At 72.3% G+C, this 20537-nt stretch carries 20 protein-coding genes; 13 read left to right on the forward strand and 7 right to left on the reverse strand.

The features are described 5' to 3' along the window. Window positions 1-393: 393 nt before the first annotated feature. Entirely contained in the window at window positions 394-1344 is a 951-nt protein-coding gene (locus H504_RS0102555) for an acyl-CoA desaturase (protein ID WP_026421481.1), read from the forward strand. A 25-nt stretch (window positions 1345-1369) separates the two neighbouring features. On the opposite strand, the gene H504_RS0102560 is transcribed toward H504_RS0102555, so the two are convergent. Together H504_RS0102560 and H504_RS0102565 are read right to left on the reverse strand one after the other, a co-directional pair. Then, a complete protein-coding gene (locus H504_RS0102560) occupies window positions 1370-1831 on the reverse strand; it encodes a hypothetical protein (RefSeq protein WP_026421482.1) in 462 nt (153 codons plus the stop codon). Continuing rightward, window positions 1828-2595: an alpha/beta hydrolase gene (locus H504_RS0102565; RefSeq protein ID WP_026421483.1), complete on the reverse strand. Its 768-nt coding sequence runs from the start codon at window positions 2593-2595 to the stop codon at window positions 1828-1830. Before H504_RS0102565 ends, H504_RS0102560 begins: the two co-directional genes overlap by 4 nt. A 189-nt stretch (window positions 2596-2784) precedes the next feature. Here H504_RS0102565 and H504_RS0102570 point away from each other — a divergent pair, with 189 nt between their 5' ends. Further along, window positions 2785-3507 carry a lysophospholipid acyltransferase family protein gene (locus H504_RS0102570; protein ID WP_026421484.1) on the forward strand — a complete coding sequence of 241 codons (723 nt, stop codon included), beginning with the start codon at window positions 2785-2787 and terminating at the stop codon, window positions 3505-3507. 10 nt (window positions 3508-3517) lie between these two features. Here H504_RS0102570 and H504_RS32970 read toward each other — a convergent pair whose 3' ends face one another. Beyond that, window positions 3518-4606, reverse strand: coding sequence for a hypothetical protein (locus H504_RS32970; protein ID WP_051385420.1), 1089 nt, complete (start codon window positions 4604-4606; stop codon window positions 3518-3520). 43 nt (window positions 4607-4649) lie between these two features. On the opposite strand from H504_RS32970, the gene H504_RS0102580 reads away from it, so the two are divergent. Next, the gene (locus tag H504_RS0102580; protein WP_026421485.1) at window positions 4650-5153 is read left to right on the forward strand and encodes a polyadenylate-specific 3'-exoribonuclease AS; all 504 of its coding nucleotides are present in this window, start codon (window positions 4650-4652) and stop codon (window positions 5151-5153) included. A 102-nt stretch (window positions 5154-5255) separates the two neighbouring features. Beyond that, on the forward strand, window positions 5256-6281 hold the full coding sequence (locus H504_RS0102585) for a 6-phosphofructokinase (protein ID WP_026421486.1): 1026 nt from the start codon (window positions 5256-5258) through the stop codon (window positions 6279-6281). Between the two features lie 24 nt (window positions 6282-6305). On the opposite strand, the gene metF is transcribed toward H504_RS0102585, so the two are convergent. Next, window positions 6306-7187, reverse strand: a complete 882-nt coding sequence (gene metF / locus H504_RS0102590; RefSeq protein ID WP_026421487.1) for a methylenetetrahydrofolate reductase [NAD(P)H] — start codon at window positions 7185-7187, stop codon at window positions 6306-6308. Window positions 7188-7327: 140 nt separating this feature from the next. Between metF and H504_RS0102595 the strand changes: the two genes are divergently transcribed. The 4 genes from H504_RS0102595 (at window position 7328) to H504_RS0102610 (ending at window position 12337) form a co-directional block, all read left to right on the forward strand. Continuing rightward, a complete protein-coding gene (locus tag H504_RS0102595; RefSeq protein WP_245614042.1) occupies window positions 7328-8434 on the forward strand; it encodes a polyprenyl synthetase family protein in 1107 nt (368 codons plus the stop codon). A gap of 2 nt (window positions 8435-8436) precedes the next feature. Next, window positions 8437-9957: a phytoene desaturase family protein gene (gene crtI, locus H504_RS32975; RefSeq protein WP_035303100.1), complete on the forward strand. Its 1521-nt coding sequence runs from the start codon at window positions 8437-8439 to the stop codon at window positions 9955-9957. 140 nt (window positions 9958-10097) lie between these two features. Continuing rightward, window positions 10098-11441 carry a hypothetical protein gene (locus H504_RS0102605; protein WP_157440163.1) on the forward strand — a complete coding sequence of 448 codons (1344 nt, stop codon included), beginning with the start codon at window positions 10098-10100 and terminating at the stop codon, window positions 11439-11441. After that, window positions 11420-12337 (forward strand): phytoene/squalene synthase family protein, encoded by a 918-nt coding sequence (locus tag H504_RS0102610; protein ID WP_035303102.1) that lies wholly within the window; start codon window positions 11420-11422, stop codon window positions 12335-12337. The genes H504_RS0102605 and H504_RS0102610 overlap by 22 nt, the downstream gene beginning before the upstream one ends. Here the strand turns inward: H504_RS0102610 and H504_RS0102615 are convergent. Further along, window positions 12306-12674: an Rv2175c family DNA-binding protein gene (locus tag H504_RS0102615; RefSeq protein ID WP_026421491.1), complete on the reverse strand. Its 369-nt coding sequence runs from the start codon at window positions 12672-12674 to the stop codon at window positions 12306-12308. The genes H504_RS0102610 and H504_RS0102615 overlap by 32 nt on opposite strands. Before the next feature lie 670 nt (window positions 12675-13344). On the opposite strand from H504_RS0102615, the gene H504_RS0102620 reads away from it, so the two are divergent. Next, window positions 13345-15519, forward strand: a complete 2175-nt coding sequence (locus H504_RS0102620; protein ID WP_035303145.1) for a Stk1 family PASTA domain-containing Ser/Thr kinase — start codon at window positions 13345-13347, stop codon at window positions 15517-15519. A 3-nt stretch (window positions 15520-15522) separates the two neighbouring features. Here H504_RS0102620 and H504_RS0102625 read toward each other — a convergent pair whose 3' ends face one another. Both H504_RS0102625 and H504_RS32980 read right to left on the reverse strand, forming a co-directional pair. Beyond that, entirely contained in the window at window positions 15523-16095 is a 573-nt protein-coding gene (locus H504_RS0102625; RefSeq protein WP_026421493.1) for a GNAT family N-acetyltransferase, read from the reverse strand. Continuing rightward, a complete protein-coding gene (locus H504_RS32980; RefSeq protein WP_035303103.1) occupies window positions 16092-16631 on the reverse strand; it encodes a YbaK/EbsC family protein in 540 nt (179 codons plus the stop codon). Before H504_RS32980 ends, H504_RS0102625 begins: the two co-directional genes overlap by 4 nt. Before the next feature lie 197 nt (window positions 16632-16828). On the opposite strand from H504_RS32980, the gene H504_RS0102640 reads away from it, so the two are divergent. The 4 genes from H504_RS0102640 to H504_RS0102655 all read left to right on the forward strand — a co-directional run bounded on the left by H504_RS0102640 (window position 16829) and on the right by H504_RS0102655 (window position 20337). Next, window positions 16829-17239, forward strand: a complete 411-nt coding sequence (locus H504_RS0102640; protein ID WP_026421495.1) for an SAV_6107 family HEPN domain-containing protein — start codon at window positions 16829-16831, stop codon at window positions 17237-17239. Beyond that, on the forward strand, window positions 17236-18000 hold the full coding sequence (locus H504_RS0102645; protein ID WP_026421496.1) for a maleylpyruvate isomerase N-terminal domain-containing protein: 765 nt from the start codon (window positions 17236-17238) through the stop codon (window positions 17998-18000). The genes H504_RS0102640 and H504_RS0102645 overlap by 4 nt, the downstream gene beginning before the upstream one ends. Window positions 18001-18867: 867 nt before the next feature. After that, entirely contained in the window at window positions 18868-19599 is a 732-nt protein-coding gene (locus H504_RS0102650; RefSeq protein ID WP_026421497.1) for a VOC family protein, read from the forward strand. A 9-nt stretch (window positions 19600-19608) separates the two neighbouring features. After that, on the forward strand, window positions 19609-20337 hold the full coding sequence (locus tag H504_RS0102655) for a VOC family protein (RefSeq protein WP_026421498.1): 729 nt from the start codon (window positions 19609-19611) through the stop codon (window positions 20335-20337). Window positions 20338-20537: the final 200 nt, after the last annotated feature.

Genomic DNA, 20537 nt, shown 5'->3' on the forward strand with positions numbered 1-20537 from the left:
GAAATCCGCGCGGTACGCGCTGGGAAACAGGGTGGCGTCAACGGCCGGTGAAACGGGAAAGCGCCCACAAGGTGCGGGCGGTCAACAGTCCCTCGCGCCCAGTCTAACCCACGAACGGTGATTTCGGGTGTGACCACGCCGCGTGGCCCGCGCGTGGCGACCCGCGTACCGTCGGGTGCAGGCGGTCAACCGAGCGCAGGCCGACCGGGTGGACCCCGGCAGCGTTCCCGCCCCTGTCAGCCGAGTCCGCGGCAACCGCGGGTCCTCTTCCGGCACCGGGTGCCGTCCTGGCGATCAGACCGACCCAGCCCGACCCCAGCCCGACCCAGACCGACGTGCGCCGCCGCGGGACTCGACCGCGGGCGACACGCCCTCCCCCGAGCAAGGCGAAACATGACCACAGCCACCCCCACCGTCGAAAAACCCCGGCCGCCCGCGAAACCCCTGCTGGCCGAGCAGGCGGGCCGCGCCGAACTGGTGACCATCCGGATCTTCCTGCTCGTCCCGTTCCTGGCGTTGCTCGCCGTCGTGCCCGTCGCGTGGGGGTGGGGCATCGGCTGGGTGGACGTCGCCGTCGCGGCGGCGTTCTACACGGTGTCCACGCTGGGCATCACGGTGGGTTACCACCGCTACTTCACGCACAGCGCCTTCAAGGCGAACCGCCCGCTGCGCATCGCGCTGGCGGTGGCCGGGGGCCTGGCCGCGCAGGGCTCGGTGATCACCTGGGTGGCCGACCACCGCCGCCACCACGCCTTCTCCGACCGGGAGGGCGACCCGCACTCGCCGTGGCTGTTCGGCACCTCGCCGGTCGCCCTGGTGCGGGGCTTCTGGCACGCGCACATGGGCTGGCTGTTCGGCCGGGACCGCACGAACGTGGACCGGTTCGCCCCGGACCTGGCCGCCGACGCCGACCTGCGCGCGGTCGACCGGCTGTTCCCGCTCTGGGTCGCGCTCAGCGTCGGCCTGCCCGCGCTGCTCTGCGGCCTGATCACCTGGTCGTGGTGGGGCGCGCTGACCGGGTTCCTGTGGGCCGGGCTGGCCAGGGTCGCCCTGCAGCACCACGTGACGTGGTCGGTGAACTCGATCTGCCACATGGTCGGCGACCGGCCGTTCGCCAGCCGGGACCGGTCGGCGAACTTCTGGCCGCTGGCGATCCTGTCCATGGGCGAGTCGTGGCACAACCTGCACCACGCCGACCCCACCTCGGCCCGGCACGGCGTGCGCCGCGGCCAGGTCGACGTCTCCGCCAGGGTGATCTGGATCTTCGAGCGGTTCGGCTGGGTGCACGACGTGCGCTGGCCCACCCCGCGGCGGCTGGCCAGGCTCGCCGCCCCGGGCCGGTAAACCCGGACGGGCCGGACCGGACGGGCTAGACCTGGGCGCCGTTGTCGTCGTCGCCGGTGGGTGGCGTCTTGCGGGCGCGGAACAGCAGCAGACCGATGCCGAGCGCGAGGCAGACCAGCGCGGCCGGGGTGGTGACGCGGGCGTCCAGGTCCAGCAGGCTCGACAGGGCCAGCAGCAGGACCCCGCCGACCAGGGCCGCCAGCGCCACGATCGTCAGCGGCCGCAACCTCGGCAGTGGCGGCGGTTCCGGCGGCTCGTAGTGCTCGTGCTCGTTCTCGTTGGCCCAGTCGATCTCGGTCTCGTGGCTGCGCCACGTCGCGGTCGCGGGCGCGGCGGGCGGCGGGGCCGGGTCGGTGGGTTCCTGGGGGGCGCGGAGCTCGGCCGGGAGGTCCGCGTCCAGGCCGACGCCCTCGCGGCGGAGGTCGGCGACGATGGCCGCGAAGGCGGCGTCGACGTCCTCGGGTCCGTCACCGGGACGACTCTTCACACCCGATCACCCGCCCGCTCGGCACGCACCCGCCGGACGAACTCGACGCTGCGGTCGAAGATCACCGGCGCGTCGTGGTCGAGGGTGGCGACGTGGTAGCTGTTCTCCAGGACGACCTCGGTGACGTCGCCGCTGGAGACGCCGCCCAGGATCGCGGCGGCGTTCTCCGGCTCGACGACGTGGTCCACCGCCGAGCGCAGCAGCAGCACCGGCTGGTCGACCCTGGGGAGGTCCCGGCGCACCGTCTCCCACAGCTTGGCCAGACTCGCGAGCGCGCGCAACGGGGTGCGGGGGTAGGCGTGTTCACTGACCCCGGGTTTGGCGATGTCGTTGGCGATCGGGGTGACCGATGGCACGATCCGCGACAGCAGCGGGAGCAGCCGGATGGCCCGGCGCAGCGACAGCACGGACGGGTTGACCAGGACCAGCCCGGCCACCCGCGACCCGTGCTCCTCGGCCAGCCGCAGGCACAGCGCCCCGCCCATCGACAGGCCGAACACGAACACGGTGGCGCAGCGGTCGGTCAGCTCGGCGAACGCGGTTTCCAGTTCCGCGTACCACTCGGTCCAGACCGTGCGGTTCATCTCCTGCCAGGTGGTGCCGTGGCCGGGCAGCAGCGGCAACCGCACGCTGTAGCCCTCGGCGACGAGCCGGTCGGCCCACGGCCGCATGCTGATCGGTGACCCGGTGAACCCGTGGCTGAGCAGCACACCGACCTCGGTCGAACCGTCGTGCGCGAAGCGCAGGCCTTCCTCGACGGGCACCTGCCCCTCCTCAAGAATGATGCCGACCGGTGGTGGGGGTACGGCCATCGTCGCACGAATCGAGCCGCTCGTGCCCGGCGCGTCTCGGGAGATCGCCCGCGTGTCGTGCCGGTGCGCGTCCGTTGTGCCGAACGGCGGGACGTTCGTAGGCTCGGATGACCCAGGGTGGCCGAAGCGCGGGAGGACCGGATGCTGTACTGGCTGATGAAGCGGGTCTTCCTCGGCCCCGTCCTGCGGCTGTTCTTCCGGCCGAGGGTCGAGGGCCTGGCGAACGTGCCGACGACCGGCGGGGCGTTGCTGGCCAGCAACCACCTCGCCGTGTCCGACTCGTTCTTCCTCCCGCTCGTGGTGCCGCGGCGGGTGACCTTCCCGGCGAAACTGGAGTACTTCACCGCGCCGGGCGTCAAGGGGAAGCTGAAGAAGTGGTTCTTCACCGGCGTCGGCCAGATCCCGATCGACCGCTCGGGCGGCTCCGCGGCCCAGGCGGCCCTGGACACGGTGATCCGGCTGCTGCGCGAGGGCCACCTGGTCGGCATCTACCCCGAGGGCACCCGCTCCCCGGACGGGCGGCTGTACAAGGGCAAGACCGGCGTCGCCAGGATCGCGCTGGAGGCCGGGGTCCCGGTGATCCCGGTCGTCATGATCGGCACCGACAAGGCCAACCCGATCGGCTCCACGCTGTGGCGCCCGTACCCGATCCGGGTCAAGATCGGCGAACCCCTCGACTTCACCCGCTACGACGGCCTCGCAGGCGACCGCTTCGTCGAACGCTCCATCACCGACGAGATCATGTACGCCCTGATGGAACTCTCCACCCAGGAGTACGTCGACATGTACGCGGCCAAGGCGAAGGAGCTCCACCTCCCGGCCCAGCGCTCCCACGAGCGCGTCCCGGAGACCGAGGCGGGCTGATCAGCGCGGATCAGCGCAGTGCCGTGGCCTGGGTCGTCCACAGTGTGCCGCCGGAGACGAGGAAGGTGGTCGGGCCCAACGCCAGGGTCGCGGTGGGGGTGCCGGTCGGGCCGGTGAGGGTGTGCGCGGTCCAGGTGTTCCCGGTGAGGCGCAAGGCTTTGACCTGGTTGCCGTCCGCGGCGAACTGGATCACGGCGCCGTCGGTCTCGACGGGGGCGGCGAGGACGTCCTGGTCGCCCACCGGGATGGCGGGTGGGTCGGGGAGTGGGGTCCAGGTGTCGCCGGTCAGGCGCCACAGGGCGAGTTTTCCGTTGACCCGGCCCGCGGCCACGCAGCCGGAATCGGTGCAGTGGACGGACATCGCGGCGCCGGGGCCGCCTGCGGGCAACGGGGTTTTGGTCCAGCCGGTGGCGCCGGTGGGGGCGTGCCAGGCGGTGGGGGTGACGACGCCGTTGGCGAACTCCCAGCCGACGACGAGGATTCCGGGGCCGTAGCGGGTGGCGGCGATCGGGAACGGCAGGTGCTGGGCGGTCGATTCGAGGGCCGTTCCCGTTGTGGGCTGGCGGATCCAGTCGTCGCCGGTGGGCAGCCAGTCGGCGATGTCGAAGCCCGCGGTGGGGTTCTCCCAGCCGCCGACGACGGCGGGGGTGCTGGGGGTGATCATGACGCCGGTCAGGTCGCCCGCGCCGTAGCCGCCGAAGGTGCTGAAGCCCTGGCGCTTCTCGACGAGACCGGCCGCGGTGCCGTCCCAGACGCTCCAGCGGACGTTGCCGTGGGCGCCGCCGCGTTCGCCGCCGATGGCCACCACCCGGGTGCCGTCGGTGTCGATCGCGGTCCAGCGGGCGAGTTTGCCGTACGGGGTGGCCGTCGTCAGCGGGATCTCGGTCACCGCGCCGGACGGATCGCGGCGGAGCAGGCCGGGGACGACCGGTTGGCCTTCGCGGTGCGTGCCGATGAGCAGCGAGTCGCCGTACGCGGTCAGCGTCACGGGCTCACCGGGAAGATCAACCCTGGTGAGCGGCACCCCGGTCGGCGCGGCCGGTCCGCCGCACCCGGCGGCCAACGCGACCAGAACGGCCGCCAGAGCCCGTTTTCGCATGTCGATGAGTATCCACACGACGCAAGTGGCCTAGGCTCGCTCGGTGAGGTTCTTCTACGACACCGAGTTCATCGAGGACGGAACGACCATCGACCTGGTGTCGATCGGTGTCGTCGACGAGGACGGGCGCGAGTTCTACGCGGTCTCCACCGAGTTCGACCCGGACCGGGCCGGGCCGTGGGTGCGGGCCAACGTGCTGGACAAGCTGCCCTCGCCCGCGGACAAGGCGTGGTGCGACCGGGCGGAGTTGCGGCGCAGGCTGCTGGAGTTCCTCACCCCGCCGCACGCCCGGGACAAGATCGAACTGTGGGCGTGGTTCGGCGCGTACGACCACGTGGTGCTCGGCCAACTGTGGGGTGCGATGCCCGCGCTGCCCCGGGTGGTCCCGCGGTTCACCCGAGAGCTGCGGCAACGCTGGGAGGACGCGGGCAAGCCGACGCTGCCCCCGCCGCCGGACGACGCGCACGACGCGCTGGCCGACGCCCGGCACAACCTGGTCCGCTGGCGGGTGATCGACGCACAGTGGCGGCAGCGCAACGGAAAGTAAGCTGTCGACCTTGCTTGCTATACCGATTCAGTTGCCGGCACCCTGGGCGCGGAGAAGCAGTGATGCCCATCACTGGTACACGCTCGGGGAAGGTCGGTAGTCATGCGGGTCGGCGTACTCACCGGGGGCGGCGACTGCCCCGGGCTCAACGCGGTCATCCGGGCGGTCGTGCGCAAGGGGATCGAGGCCCACGGCTGGGAGATCGTCGGGTTCCGCAACGGCTGGAAGGGCCCGCTGGAGGGCGACCACCGGCCGATCGGCCTCGACGACGTCGAGGACATCCTCACCAGGGGCGGCACGATCCTGGGTTCGTCGCGGACCAACCCGTACAAGGTTGCGGACGGCCCGGAGCGCATCCGCGCGGTGCTGGCCGAGCACGGGGTGGACGCGCTGATCGCGATCGGCGGCGAGGACACCCTGGGGGTCGCCAAGCGGCTGACCGACGACGGCATCGGCGTGGTCGGCGTGCCGAAGACCATCGACAACGACCTCGGCGCCACCGACTACACCTTCGGCTTCGACACGGCCGTGCACATCGCGACCGAGGCGATCGACCGGCTGCGCACCACCGCCGAGTCGCACCACCGGGCGCTGGTCGTGGAGGTCATGGGTCGGCACGCGGGCTGGATCGCGCTGCACTCCGGGCTGGCCGGTGGCGCGAACGTGATCCTGGTGCCGGAGCGCGAGTTCAGCGTGCGCAAGGTCATCGAATGGGTGCAGCGCCGGTTCGAGCGGCAGTACGCGCCGATCATCGTGGTCGCCGAGGGCGCGCTGCCCGAAGGCGGCAACGAGGTGCTGCTGACCGGTGAGAAGGACTCGTTCGGCCACGTCCGGCTGGGCGGGGTCGGCACCTGGCTGGCCGAGGAGATCGCGCAGCAGACCGGTGAGGAGTCGCGCGCGGTCGTCCTGGGGCACGTCCAGCGCGGCGGCACCCCCACGGCGTACGACCGGGTCCTGGCCACCCGGTTCGGCCTGCACGCGGTGGACGCGGTGGCGGACGGCGACTTCGGGGTGATGGTGGCGCTCAAGGGCACCGACATCGTGCGGGTCAAGCTGTCCGAGGCGACCGCCGAACTGAAGACGGTGCCGCTGGAGCGCTACGCCGAGGCCGAGGTCTTCTTCGGCTGACCGGCTCGAGCCGGTTCCGGCCCGTCAGGTGCGGGCCGGGACCAGGCCGAGGCGGTGCACCACTTCCTTGGTCGCCTTGGACCGGTTGAACGTGTAGAAGTGCAGGCCCGGCACGCCTTCCTGGAGCAGCCGAGCACTGATCTCCGTCGCCAGGTCGATCCCCTCGGCCCGGAACGCGGCCGCCTCCGCGTGGCGGTTGAGGCGATCCGCGATGCGCGCGGGAACGTCTGCGCCGGAGAGTTCGACCATCTTGGCCAGGGTCTTGCGGGTGGTGATCGGCATGATGCCGGGCAGCAGCGGGGCCTCGCAGCCGCGGGCGGTGACGCGGTCGCGGAGCCGGAGGAAGTCCTCGGGCTCGAAGAAGAGTTGGGCGATGGCGAAGTCGGCGCCCGCGGTGAACTTCCGGACGAGGTTGTCGGTGTCGACGTCCAGGTCGTTGGAACGCGGGTGGCCGTAGGGGAAGGCGGCGACGCCGACGCAGAAGTCGCCCAGTTCACGGACCAGGCGGACCAGTTCGTCGGCGTAGTGCAGGCCCTGGGGGTGCGGGACCCAGTCGCCGTTCGGGTCGCCCGGCGGGTCGCCGCGCAGGGCCAGGATGTTGCGGATGCCGAGGGCGGCGTACCAGCCGATGACGTTGCGGAGTTCGGCGATGGAGTGGTCGACGGCGGTCAGGTGCGCCATCGAGACGAGGGTGGTCTCACGGGCGACGCGGCCGGTGGTGCGGATGGTGCGGTCCCGGCTGGAGCCGCCCGCCCCGTAGGTGACCGACACGAACGCCGGGTCCAGCCCCTCCAGCTCCCGGATCGCGTTCCACAGCCGCTGCTCGTCGGCGTGGTCGCGGGGCGGCATGAACTCCACGGAGAACACCGGCCCGGCCACGCGGATGCGCTGCACCACGGTCGTCATGCCGACCAGCCTAGCGGCCTCCCGGCCCGTGGGACGCGCCTCCCGAAGGGTGGGCCACCACCGGAGTAGCGCGGGCGGGTTCGGTCACACTCGGCGACCCCCGCTGCCCGGACGGCCGCGGCACGGCGGACGATAGGCGGGTGCGGCCTACCCCGGTGATCGACAATTCCATAGACGCCGCCCCGGCGGCACACGTCGAACGGGCCCTGGCCGACTACCTCGCCGCGCGGCACGCGGGCATGGCCGAGATGGCGCCGTCGTTCGGGTCGGCGGTGGAGTCGCTGGCGGCGTTCGTGCTCGGCGGCGGCAAGCGGATCCGGCCGACGTTCGCCTGGTGGGCATGGCGCGGCGCGGGTGGCGCCGGGGACGGCCAGGAGGCCGAGGCGGTGCTGCGCGCGGTGAGCGCCCTCGAACTGATCCAGGCGTGCGCGCTGGTGCACGACGACCTGATGGACGCCTCCGCGGTGCGCCGGGGCAAACCGACCGTGCACGTGGAGTTCGCCGCCCGGCACCGGGAGCGGGGCTGGTTGGGCGCGTCGGACCGGTTCGGCGCCGCGGCCGCGATCCTGCTCGGCGACCTGGCGCTGGCCTGGGCGGACGACATGTACGTCGGCTCCGGGCTCTCGGTCGAGCGGCGGACGGCGGCACTGGTGCCGTGGCAGGCGATGCGCGCGGAGATGCTGGCGGGCCAGTACCTGGACGTGCTGACCCAGGCCAAGGGCGACGAGTCCGCCGAGGCGGCGTTGAGCGTGGCCCGGATGAAGACCGCCGCGTACACGGTGGAGCGGCCGCTGCACATGGGTGCCGCGCTGGCCGGCGCCGACGAGGACGTGACCGCCGCGCTGCGGGCGTTCGGCGCGGACATCGGCGTGGCCTTCCAACTGCGCGACGACCTGCTCGGCATGTACGGCGACACCGACGTCACCGGCAAGCCCGCAGGCGACGACCTGCGCGAGGGCAAGCGGACGCTGCTGATGTCGGTGGGTCTGCGCCGGGCGGACGCGGCGGGCAGGCCGGCCGACGCGAGCCTGCTCAGAGGTGCGCTGGGTGACGAGGACCTCGACTCGGCGACCGTCGAACGGGTGCGCGAGCTGCTGGTCGACCTGGGTGCCGTCGCCGAGTCGGAACACCGCATCGACGAGCTGACCGACACCGCGATGCGCGCGCTGACCTCCGTCGACCTGGCCGACCCGGCGGGCGGGGTGCTGGCCGGGCTGGCCGTCGCGGCGACCAGGAGGACCAGCTAGCGATGGCCGGGACGCGGGCGATCCCCGGGCGCACCGACCACGTCGTGGTCGTCGGGGCCGGGCTGGCCGGGTTGGCCGCCGCGCTGCACCTGGCGGGCGCGGGCCGCGAGGTGACCGTCCTGGAGTCCGCGTCCACCCCGGGCGGCCGGGTCCGCCGGGAACGGCTGGGCGAGTACACGGTCGACACCGGCGCCACCGTGCTCACCATGCCGGAACTGGTCGAGGAGGCCCTCGCCGCGGTCGGCGCGTCCCTCGACCTCGACCTGATCAAGCTCGACCCGGCGTACCGGGCGCACTTCGCCGACGGCAGCACGGTCCACGTGCACACCGACGCCGACGCCATGGCCGAGGAGGTCCGCCGGGTCGCCGGTCCGCTCGAGGCGGCGGGCTACCTGCGGCTGCGGTCCTGGCTGACCAGGTTGTACCGGGTGCAGCGGGACCGGTTCATCGACACGAACTTCGACTCGCCACTGGACCTGCTGGTCCCGGACCTGGCGCGGCTGACCGCGCTGGGCGGCTTCGGCAGGCTCGGCCCGGCGGTCGCGCGGTACCTGTCCGACGACCGGTTGCGCCGGTTGTTCTCGTTCCAGTCGCTCTACGCCGGGGTCGCGCCGAACCGGGCGCTGGCGGCGTACGCGGTGATCGCCTACATGGACACCGTGGCGGGCGTGTACTTCCCGCGCGGCGGCGTGGGGGCGGTCGCGGAGGCGATGGCGGACGCGGCGGCCCGCGCAGGCGTGCGGTTCCGGTACGGCACGAGCGCGGCCTGGCTGGAGCGGGTCGGGTCGAGGGTGCGGGCGGTGCGGACCACGGCGGGCGAGCGGGTGCCGTGCGACGCGGTCGTGCTCACCGCCGACCTGCAGGCGGCCTACCGGCTGCTCGGCGTCACGCCGCGCAGGCCGCTCCGGCTGCGCTACTCCCCGTCGGCGGTTGTCCTGCACACGGGTGTCACCCGTTCATGGGATGTGTTGGACCACCACACGGTTTTCTTCGGCGCCGCCTGGGCCGAGACCTTCGACGAGATCACCCGCCGCGGCCTGCTGATGGGCGACCCGTCGCTGCTGGTCACCCGCCCCACCGCGACCGACCCGGCGATGGCGCCCGCGGGCAGGCAACAGGTCTCCGTGCTGGCCCCCGCGCCGAACCTGCGCACCGGACCGGTCGACTGGTCCCGGATCGGCCCGATCTACCGCGACGAGCTGGTCCGGGTGCTGCAGGACCGCGGCCTGACCGGCTTCGGCGACGCCATCGAGCTGCGCAAGCTGGTGACCCCGGCGGACTGGGCCGCGGCCGGTCTCGCGGAGGGCACGCCGTTCTCGGTGGCGCACACCTTCGCCCAGACGGGACCATTCCGGCCGCGGAACCTGGTGCCCGGCGTGGACAACGTGGTGCTGGCCGGCTGCGGCACCACGCCCGGGGTCGGCGTCCCGCCGGTGGTGATCTCGGGTCGGCTGGCCGCGCTGCGGGTGGTCGGCGCGGACGGTGTCCGGGTGTCCGGGCGCCGGTCGGTCGGCAGCCGGTGAGGTTATCTTTGGAGTCCGGCCAACCGGTGCCGTGATAATGCTCGCGGCGAGGTGGGTGGCGATTGGGAGCGGCGATGCGCTGGTCGGCTTGGCGGGGGCCCAGGGGAGTCAGGGGGGCTCGCGCGGTTCCGGTGCTCGCGGTGCTCGCCCTGGTGGCCGCGTGCGACTCGGCGGTGGCGGGGTCGCCGGTGGCGGCCACGATCGGCCCGCCGTCGACCTCCGACTCGGCCGCGCAGTCCCTGGTCGACCTGGGCGAGGCCGGGTTGCTGCACTACAAGGGCACCATGTCGACCGCGTCCGGCTCGCCGGTCGAGTTCGACCTGTCCGCGGCGAGCTCCGGTGAGATCGCCGGATCGCTGACCCTGGGTGGCAAGCCCGCTAGCGTGCTGGTCGTCGAGCGCGGCACGTACCTGAAGGCGGCGGCGGACTTCTGGGCCGCGCTGTCCGGGGTGACCAACGCGGAGAGCAAGGGCACGGCCGTGGCCGACCGGTGGGTCAAGGTCCCCGGCGGGTTGATCGGCATGGAGTTGGCCGACGTGTTCACGCCGCAGTCGCTGCGGCAGTACCTGATCCTCAACGCCGACGACGCGGGCAAACCGCTGGCCGACCGCAAGACCAGCGACCTGGCGGGCGCGAAGGTGTTCCGGCTGCCCGCCGTGAAGGGCGCGGTCTACCTGGCCGACCAGGCCCCGCACGGCGTGGTGAAGGTGGAGCTGGACACCGCGGGGCAGTCGGACACGACGACGGTCAAGAAGCTGTCCACCACGGTCACCGACACGACCACGGACCTGCCCAAGTTCTACCAGGACACGGCCACCGCGGCGGGGCAGTTGACGGCGCCGGTGGACGTGCTCAACACCGTGCAGGAGAGCGGCCACACCTTTGAAGGCTGTGGCGCGACGAGTTGTTCGATCGTCGTGCAGTTCACCAACGGCGGCAAGGCATCCGTCAAGGTGTCCGTGCGCGGTAACTGGCAGGGCGACAGCCAGCCGCTCGGTGTGTGTGAATCCCAGGCGGGTCCGATCGCGCCAGGGCAACCCGGTAGCGCCACCTGCACGTTGTCCTCCCCCGCGTGGGTGCAGTTCTACGCGAAAGCCAACACTGTGCCCGGCAATCACCCGTACAGCGTCGAGTGGTCGACCGTGGTGCTCGCCGACCCGCCCGACCTGACGAAGCTCACCGCCGCGACCAAGGCCACGCCCGCGGACGCCAAAGCGCACCAGACCGACGGCGCCTACTTCGTCTACTCCATCGGCCAGGCGAACAAGGTCTGGAAGTACGGCGTGTCCGACAAGCGCTGGACCGACGAGGCCAAGGGGCAGGCCCGGGTCTGCCTCGGCGTGACCGGGGCGGTGTGCCGGGTCGACCTGCTCACCGCCGCCGACACCGCGGGCTCGGCCTACGGGCTGCTCAAGCAGTTGGTCGACACCGCCAAAGCCGCCGGGGGCTGCCCGGCGGGGCAATGGGTGGGGTGCGCGCGCTGACCACGTTGGACGCGGCCTACGCGGGCAGCCGCGAGATCAACGCCCGCCACGGCCGCACGTACTACCTCGCGACCAAGCTGCTGCCACCGTCGCGCCGACCAGCCGTGCACGCGTTGTACGGCTTCGCGCGCGTGGCCGACGAGCTTGTCGACGACCCCGGGCCCGACCCGGCCGGTGACTTGTTCGCGTTGGAGCAGGCTCTTAAGTCAGCCTTCGATGGTCGTCCCACCCAAGAACCCGTGCTGCAGGCGCTCGTCGACACCGTGCGCCGGTACGACATCGACCAAGAGTTGTTCTCGGCCTTCCTGCAGTCGATGCGGATGGACCTGACCGTCACCGACTACGCCAACCTGGCCGAGTTGGCCCACTACACACACGGTTCCGCCGGAGTGATCGGCCTGATGCTCCTACCGGTCCTGGGCACTGTGTCCACCCGCGCCGAAGCCGCCCCATACGCGTCGGCACTCGGCGAGGCGTTCCAACTCACCAACTTCCTTCGCGACGTCGGCGAAGACCTCGACCGCGGCCGGATCTACCTGCCCACCGACCACTTGGCGGCCTTCGACGTCGACCGGGACCGGCTGCTCCACGCCCGCGCCCACGGACCGGACAAAGCCGTTCGGCAAGCGATCGCGCACTTCGCGGCCCTCGCCCGAGCCGCCTACCGGGCCGCCGAACCGGGCATCGCGCTGCTGGACTCGATGTCCCGCCCCTGCGTGGCCACCGCCACCCGCCTCTACGCGGCCATCCTGGACGAGATCGCCGCCGCCAACCACGACGTCCTCACCCGGCGGGCAGTCGTACCCGCCGGGCGCAGGATCGTCATGGCGGCACCGGGGTTGGCGCGGTGCGCGCTCGCCCGACTCAGAACGCGAGCGCCTGCGCCCGGCGCTTGACCTCACGCCCCCGGTCGCCACGCAATGCGTCAATCGGCCTGCCGGGCAAGGTGTCATCGGCGGTGAACAACCACCGGATCACCTCATCCGGCCCATACCCGGCGTCATTGAGCACGGTGATCGTGCCCGCCAACCCCTTCACCAACTCACCGTCGTCGGTGATGAACTCGGCAGGCACAACCAGCACCCCCTTACGCCGCACAGCAAGCAATTGGTGATCGCGCAACGCCTGGTGCACCCGAGTGATCGGCTGAGCGAGGCGGTCGGCGACATCAGGCAGCGGCAGTACCGGGACGTCCGGATCGAGCACATCGGTGGCCGCGGGGATTGAACTCACAGCCCGCAACGATGCCATACCCGCCGCCCCAAGGCAGTCGACTATTCACCCGGCCAGGGTGGTACCCAAGCCCCACCGCCATTCCCACCCACGCCCCAGCCCCACCCAGCCCGGCCCCACACGGCCAAGCTCAGCCCCACTCGGCTCCGCCCGCGCCCCAGGCCAGCCCCCACCCTCCCGGGGGGCGTCCCCGAGGCCAGTCTACCGGCTGGCGGAGATCGGCAGGGGCGGGTGTCGTGGGCTGTGGGTGGTCGCGGGGAATGTGGATAACTCAACCGACCCGCACAGCCAAGTTCGGCTTCGACTCGGCTCCACTCGCGCCCCAGGCCAGCCCTCGCCCTGTCCAGGGGCGTTCACGGGGCCAGTCTGGCCGGCGGAGATCGACGGGGGCGGGCGTCGCGGGCTGTGGACGGCCAGGAAGAACGTGGACAACTCAATCGACCCGCGCAGCCAAGTTCAGCTCCGCCCGTCCCCCAGGCCAGCCCCCAACCTTCCCGGGGGGCGTCCCCGAGGCCAGTCTACCGGCTGGCCGAGATCGACAGGGGCGGGTGCTGCGGGCTGGGGACGATCGAGGGGAATGTGGACAACTCGGCCGAGTTGACCGGGCCACAAGTCACAGATTCCCGGGGGTGGGCGCGTGCCGACCCGCCGCTCCGTACGATCCACCCTTGTGGAGGACAACGCGCCGGGTCTGGTCGGGGCGCTGCTGGAGCAGCGCTACCGGGTCGACGCGCCGCTGGCTCGCGGCGGGATGTCGGCGGTGTACCGGGGCGTGGACACCAGGCTGGACCGACCGGTCGCGATCAAGGTGATGGACTCGCGGTTCGCCGCCGACAAGACCTTCGTCGAGCGGTTCGAGCGGGAGGCCCGGTCGGCCGCCAAGATCCACCACCCGAATGTGGTGGCCGTGCACGACCAGGGTCTTGACGGCGACCACGTCTACCTGGTGATGGAGTTGGTCAGCGGCGGCACCCTGCGTGACCTGCTCACCGAGCGCGGCACGCTGCCGGTCCCGCTGGCGGTCGCGGTCATGGAGCCGGTGTTGTCCGCGTTGGCCGCCGCGCACCGTGAGGGTCTGATCCACCGGGACGTGAAGCCGGAGAACGTGCTGATCGGCACCGGCGGCATGGTGAAGGTCGCCGACTTCGGCCTGGTCCGGGCTGTCTCCAGCGTCGGCACCACCAAGAGCAGCGTCATCCTCGGCACCGTCGCCTACCTCTCGCCCGAGCAGGTCACCACCGGCACCGCCACCGCCCGCGGCGACGTCTACTCGGCGGGCATCGTGCTCTACGAGGCGCTCACCGGCTCCCCGCCGTACACCGGCGACAACGCCCTGACCGTCGCCTACCGGCACGTCAACGACGACGTCCCGCCGCCGAGCGCCGCCGTGCCCGGCATCCCGCCCATGCTCGACGAACTGGTGGTCCGCGCGACCCGCCGGGACCCGGCTGCCCGCCCCGCCGACGGCGCCGCGTTCCTGGTGGAGTTGCAGCAGGTCCGGGCGACCCTGTCACTGCCGCGGATGCGGGTCCCGATCCCCAATCCCGCGCCGCCGGACTCGACGACCACGTCCGCCCACTCCCTGTCCGGTCAACTGCCGTCCGGTCCGACGCACGCCGCCGCCGAGGAACTGGCCGCGCTGGACCCGGAGGACACGGTCAAGGTCCCGGCCGCCGCGATCGCCTCGAACCAGAACCAGAACCTGGACCCGGACTCGACGTTGCGCACCGCGCCGCCGCAGTCCGTGCCGTTCCCGCAACCGCAGTCGGGGGCGTTCCCGCAGGCCACCGTGGTGCACCAGGTCCCGGGGTTCTCCGCGGCCGGGCCGCAGGGGACCCGCGCGATGCTGCGTTCGGACCTGGACCGGGTCATCGAGTCGGCGCAGCAGCAGCCGGTCACCGGCCCGCACTCCATCCCGTACGGCATCCCCGCCGCTCCCGAGCCTGCCAAACCGGGGCTGGGCAACACCCGCAGGCTGGTGCTCCTGGGCATCGCCGCCGTGCTGGTGGTCGGCCTGCTCGCCACCGGCATCTGGTGGTTCTCCAGCGGCCGCTACACCCAGGTACCGGCTCTGGCCGGCCAGGACTCCGCCGCCGCCGAACAGGCCATCCGCTCCGCCGACCTCAGCCCGCAGGTCACCCGCGTCCGCGACAACAAGGTCGAGGCGGGTGTGGTCATCAGCACCGACCCCGCGGCGGGCGCGGAGGCGCTGCGCGGCGACGAGGTCAAGCTCGTCGTGTCCGCCGGGAAACCGGTCGTGCCCGACGTGCAGGCCGGGGTGACCAAGGACCAGGCCGAGCAGGCGGTGGCGGGCGAGGAACTGCAACCCCAGTACGACGACGGCAAGAACGTCTATGACGACAACGTCCCCGCCGGTCGCGTCGTGAAGCTGGACCCGCCCGCGGGCACCAAGCTCGACCTCGGGCAGCGCGTCGTGATCGTGCTGAGCAAGGGGCCCGCGCCCAAGGTCGTGCCGGACGTGCACGGCAAGACCCGGGACGAGGCGTTCCAGGCCCTCACCCAGGCGGGCCTCGAACCCTACGACGGGCAGCCCGAGTTCTCCCCGGACGTCGACGGCGGCCGCGCGGTGCGCACCGACCCGGCGGCGGGCGCCAAGGTCGACGCGGGCGCGTCCAAGCGGGTCGCGGTGATCACGTCGTCCGCGGTGACCGTGCCGGACGTGACCAACCATTCCGTGCAGGAGGCCCAGACCATCCTGGCCGGGGTGGGCCTGCAACTGGACCTGCAGCCGTTCTCCAACCCCAACGGCCGCGTCTTCACCCAGGGACCGGCCGCGGGCAGCAAGGCGCACCAGGGTGACAAGGTCACCGTCTTCGCCTGGTGACCCTCAGTCCGCCAGCGGCAGTTCGCGGCCCAGCACGCCGAACGGCCGCGGGTCGCCCGCGAACTGGTAGTCGCGCAGGACGTCGACGAACCGCAGCTTCCGGTAGAGGTTCCACGCCCGGGACGGGCCCTCCGGGGTGGACAGCAGCACGTGCCGGTTGGCGGCCCCCGCGACCAGCCTGCGGACCAGCTCACCGCCGATGCCCTGCCCCTGCGCGTCGGGCAGCACGTGCAGCTCGGTGAGCTCGAAGTAGTCGGCCATCCACGCGTCGGCCAACGGCGCCCCGTGCCGCTCGGTGACCCCGCGCTTGACCTGCTCGTGCCACCACTGCCCGGGGGCGCCCTGGTAGCCGTAGGCGATGCCTGTCATGCGGTCCTCGGCGTCGAAAGCGGCGACGCAGCGCCACCCCACGCGCAAGACGTGCGCCAGCCACATCGGTGCCCGCTGCTCGGCGGTGCCCCTGGGGTAGCGCATGGCGGTGACGTAGAGGGCCAGCGCCTCCCGCAGGCGGGTGCGCAGCTCATCGCCGGTCAGCTCGGCGAAGCGGGCCACATCGGGGGAAGGTGCGGCGGTCACGTCGACGGATCATCCTCCTCGGCGGCGACCCACGCAGCCGTGCCCCCGGTGAGGGTCACCAGATCGGCGTAGGTGGTGGGGAAAACCGACTTCGGGTGACCGGCGGCGGCCCACACCTCGGGGTAGCGCGCCAAGTGCTCGTCGACCACCGTGCGCACCGGCGCCGGGTGCCCGACCGGCGCGACCCCGCCGATGGCCTGACCGGTGTGCTCGCGCACGAAGGCGGGGTCGGCCTTGCGGACCTCGACGGCGCCGACCAACTCCGCCAGCCGACCGGTGTCGGCGCGGTGGTCACCGGAGGTGAGCACCAACAGCGGCCAAGGCCCGGTCCGCTCGCCCGAGCCCGGCTCGCCGGTCGCGATGAAGACGAGACTGTTGGCGATCGCGCCGACCGGCACGCCGAGGGCCGCCGCCGCGGCGGCCGCCGTGCGGACGTCGGCGGCGAGCAGGCGGATCCCGTCGGCCGCGGCGTCCAGTCCGGCCGCCCGGAGGGCCGCCGCGGTCCCGGCCACCGACCGGTGCTCGATTGCGCTCACCGCTCCATCCCACCACCCGGCCCGGCACGTCACACCGCGGGCCGCTTGAACCGGCGCCCACCTCGGGTTACTCTGGTTTTGTTCGAACACAAGTTCGAACACGCCCGGTGGTGGGCGGGGGAAGCGCCGCACCACCGGGCACCGCCGGCTCCCCTCGGCGTGTCGTCGCCCGACGTCTGATCGCGAGGAGGCCCTGAATGACCAGCACGCTGGACTTCCCCGTCACCCAGGCACCGCCGGCCGCGGCGGTCACCCTGCTGCGGCAGGCCGAGCTCGGGTTCGCGGCGGTGTCCCCGGACGCCGCGCCCGCGCACCTGTTCACCGAGTCGTACCTGTGCGCCCTGCGCGCCGCGGCCGCGTTGCTGTCCGCGCGGGGCAGGCCGCACCGCGGTCGGGCCAAACCGACCAGCGTGTGGACGCTGATGTCGTCGGTGGCCCCGGAGATGCGCGAGTGGGCGGCGTTCTTCGCGTCCTGCTCGGCGACCAGGGCCGCGGTGCAGGCCGGGATCACCAGCCGGGTCGGCCCGCGCGCCGCCGAGGACCTGCACCGGCACGTGGCCGAGTTCATCACCCTGGTCCACCGCGCCGTGCACGGCAGCGGGCGGTGACCGCGCTGATCGATGCCGACCGGCTGCTCGACGTCCTGGAAACCGAGACCTCGGCGGTGGCCGACCTCGCCGCCACCGCCGACCCGGACCGCCCGGTGCCCGGCTGCCCCGGCCTGACCGTCGGCGAGACCGCGCGGCACCTGGGCAGCGTGTACCGGGTCGCCGTCACCTGGATCCGCACCGGCGAACGCCCGACCCACTGGCGGCGTCAACCCCGCGACGGCGAACCGGTCGAGGACTACCTGCGCGACGGCCTGCGCACCCTGCTCGGCGAGTTGGCCGCGCACCCGTCGGACGCCCCGTGCCCCACCTGGCACCCCACCGACCTCACCTACGGCTTCTGGCGCCGCCGCATGGCGCACGAGGCCACCGTGCACCGGGTCGACGTCCAAGGCGCCGCCGGGGTCGACATCGACCCGGTCCCGGCGGACGTCGCGGTGGACGGGGTCGACGAGGTGCTGACCCTGTGGTTCACCCACCGCCTCGCCACCCTCGGTGTCGCGGGCACCAGGGCCACCAGCGTCGCCGTCCGCACCGCCGGTCACACCTGGCTGGCCGAGGTCACCACCACCAGCACCGCCGCCACCCCCGTCCCACCCCTGGCCGCCGCCCTCGCCGCCGCCACGGTCACCGCGTCCCCCCAGGAGCTCTACCTCTGGCTCTGGGGCCGCCGCGCCGTCTTCTCCAACGAAGTCCACCGCGACGGCGACCTCGACGCCCTCACCCAACTCTGGGCCCTCCTCCGCCTCGCCACCCGCTGACCCCCGCCGCGCCCCTGCTCCCCGACGGGCGGCGGGATCCCCTCCCACCAGCCACACCCCCTGCCCCTCCACTCCCCGCGGCCGGGCGGCCCCCACCCTTCCCGGGGGGCGTCCCCGATGCCAGTCTACCGGGGTGGCAAGGTCAACAGGGGGTGGTGCCGTTGGCTGTGGACCGCTGGGCGGAATGTGGACAACTCGATCTGCGCGGCCGCTGGGAAGGCCGGCAGACGCGGACAACTCGGCCTGGGCGAACGCCGGGAAGGCCGATAGAGGTGGACAACTCGGCCTGAGCGGATGCTGGGAAGCACGGGAGCGAGTGGACAGCTCGACCTGGGTAGACGGCTGGGAGGGCGGGGTGGCGGGTGGACAACTTCGACCTGAAGTGGATGGTCGGGAGGCTCGGGACAGTGGGTGGGCAACTTCGACCTAGGGCTGATGATCGGGAAGTCCGGGGGACAGGAGGGGCGGCTTGACCTGGGCAGATGGCTGGGAAGCCGGGGCGAGTGAGCGGGTGGTTGAGAAGCCCCCGGGGCGGGGAGTGGGCAACTCGACTTGGGGATGGCTGGAAGTCCGCAGGCAGGGGCGGATAACTGGGCTTGGGCGGGTGGCTGAGAAGCGGGGAGTGGGCAACTCGACCTGGGCGGATGGCTGAAGCCCTGGGCTGGGGGTGGGCAACTTGACTTGGTGGGTGGCGGGAAGTCGGGGAGGGCGTGCCCGGACGGAAGTCGGGGCAGGTTGTCAGGGCGAAGTTGTGGAACTCACCGCCTAGGGCTTCTTTTGTTGCGTGGCAATGGGTTTCGGGCGAAGTGCGGGGGTGGGAACGCGCGGGGGAGTTGTGGTGGGGCGGACAGGACTACGGTGTCGGATATGTCCACCCGCCTGGCGAGCCTCGTGATCGACGCGATCGACCCGGCGCACGCTGCCCAGTTCTGGTACATCATGCTCGGCGGCACCGCCACTCCCGGGCGCGCGGGCTGTCATCGGTTGGTGGCGCCTGACCTGGGGGGATGCGGGTTGGACTTGGCGTTCGTGCCCGCCAGGTGGGGGAAGACCGGGAAGAACCGGATCCACCTGGACCTGGCGACTGAGAGCGCGCACGAGTACCAGGTGCTGACGTCGTTGGCGGCTGATGTCGGGGCCACCGAGGTCAACGTCGGTCAGGGGCCGGGGGTGCCGTGGACGGTGTTCCGCGACCCGGAGGGCAACGAGTTCTGCATCCTGGAACCCGGCGACCTCTACCACCACACCGGTCCGCTGGCCGCCCTCGTCGTCGATGCCGCCGATCCGCTTCGCCAGGCCACTTTCTGGTCGGCCGCGACGGGGTGGCCGTTGGTGCACGCGGAGGAGAACTCGGCGGCCTTGCGCGCCACCGACACGACTGGGCCGTGGATCGAGTTCCTCCGCGTACCGGAGGAACGCCACGGCCCGAACCGGGTCAGCCTCGACCTCGCCGCCACCGACGACGACGCGGACACCTCGCACCTGCTCGACATCGGCGCGACCCGCGCGGACGGGGTGCTGCTCGACCCGGAGGGCAACGAGTTCCGGCTCGTCCCCACCCGGCCGGTTTCGTCGGCGGGAAACGGTCACGTGCACTAGCGTCCAGGCATGCCTACGCGCCTGGTCAATGTCGTGGTGGACGCCGTCGACCCGTTAGCGCTGGCCCGGTTCTGGGCCGACCTCCTCGGGTGGCGGGTGGCGGAGGCCGACGGCGGTGAGGTCGACGTGTCCGCGCCACCGGAAGACGGGTGGGACATGGACTTGGTGTTCGTTCCCGTGCCGGAGGCCAAGAACGGCAAGAACCGGGTCCACCTGGACCTGTCGAGCCTGTCCCCGACCGACCAGGACGCCACCGTCCGCCGGGCGTTGTCGTTGGGCGCGACCCGGATCGACATCGGCCAGGGCGATGTTCCGTGGGTGGTGCTCGCCGATCCCGTGGGCAACGAGTTCTGCGTGCTCGAGCCCCGCCCCGAGTACGCGGACACCGGTGCCGTCGCGGCGATCGTCGTCGACGCCAACGACCCCGGTGCCCAAGCCACCTTCTGGGCCGCCGCCACCGACTGGCGCATCGTCCGCGACGACCCCGCTTACGCCTCCCTGCACCGCATGGACCACCACGGCCCCTGGCTCGAATTTCTCCGCACCGACACCTCCAAACCCCCCAAGAACCGCATCCACCTCGACGTCGCCGCCCACCCGGGCGAGGACCAGCACGCCGAGGTCGCTCGCCTCCGCGCTCTCGGCGCCACCCCCGCCGACGTCGGCCAGCACAACGCCCCCTGGACCGTTCTCCGCGACCCGGAACACAACGAGTTCTGCGTGCTCACCTCCCGCTGAACCCGCGGCGAGGTCGTTGGACAACCCCGGGCCACCGAAAGGTGAGACACAACCTTGTGCCCCAAGCCGCGGAGAATGCGGGCGACACCGCACCTGCCAAGCCGAACACGTTGGTCGGGTGCGTTGAGGTTCTGCGGTGGGTGGCCGCATTGCTCGTCACCTTGCTGAGCGCTAACGGTTTCGGCTTGGTGCTGGTGTTC

The organism is Actinokineospora inagensis DSM 44258 (assembly GCF_000482865.1).
Taxonomy (GTDB): Bacteria; Actinomycetota; Actinomycetes; order Mycobacteriales; family Pseudonocardiaceae; genus Actinokineospora; species Actinokineospora inagensis.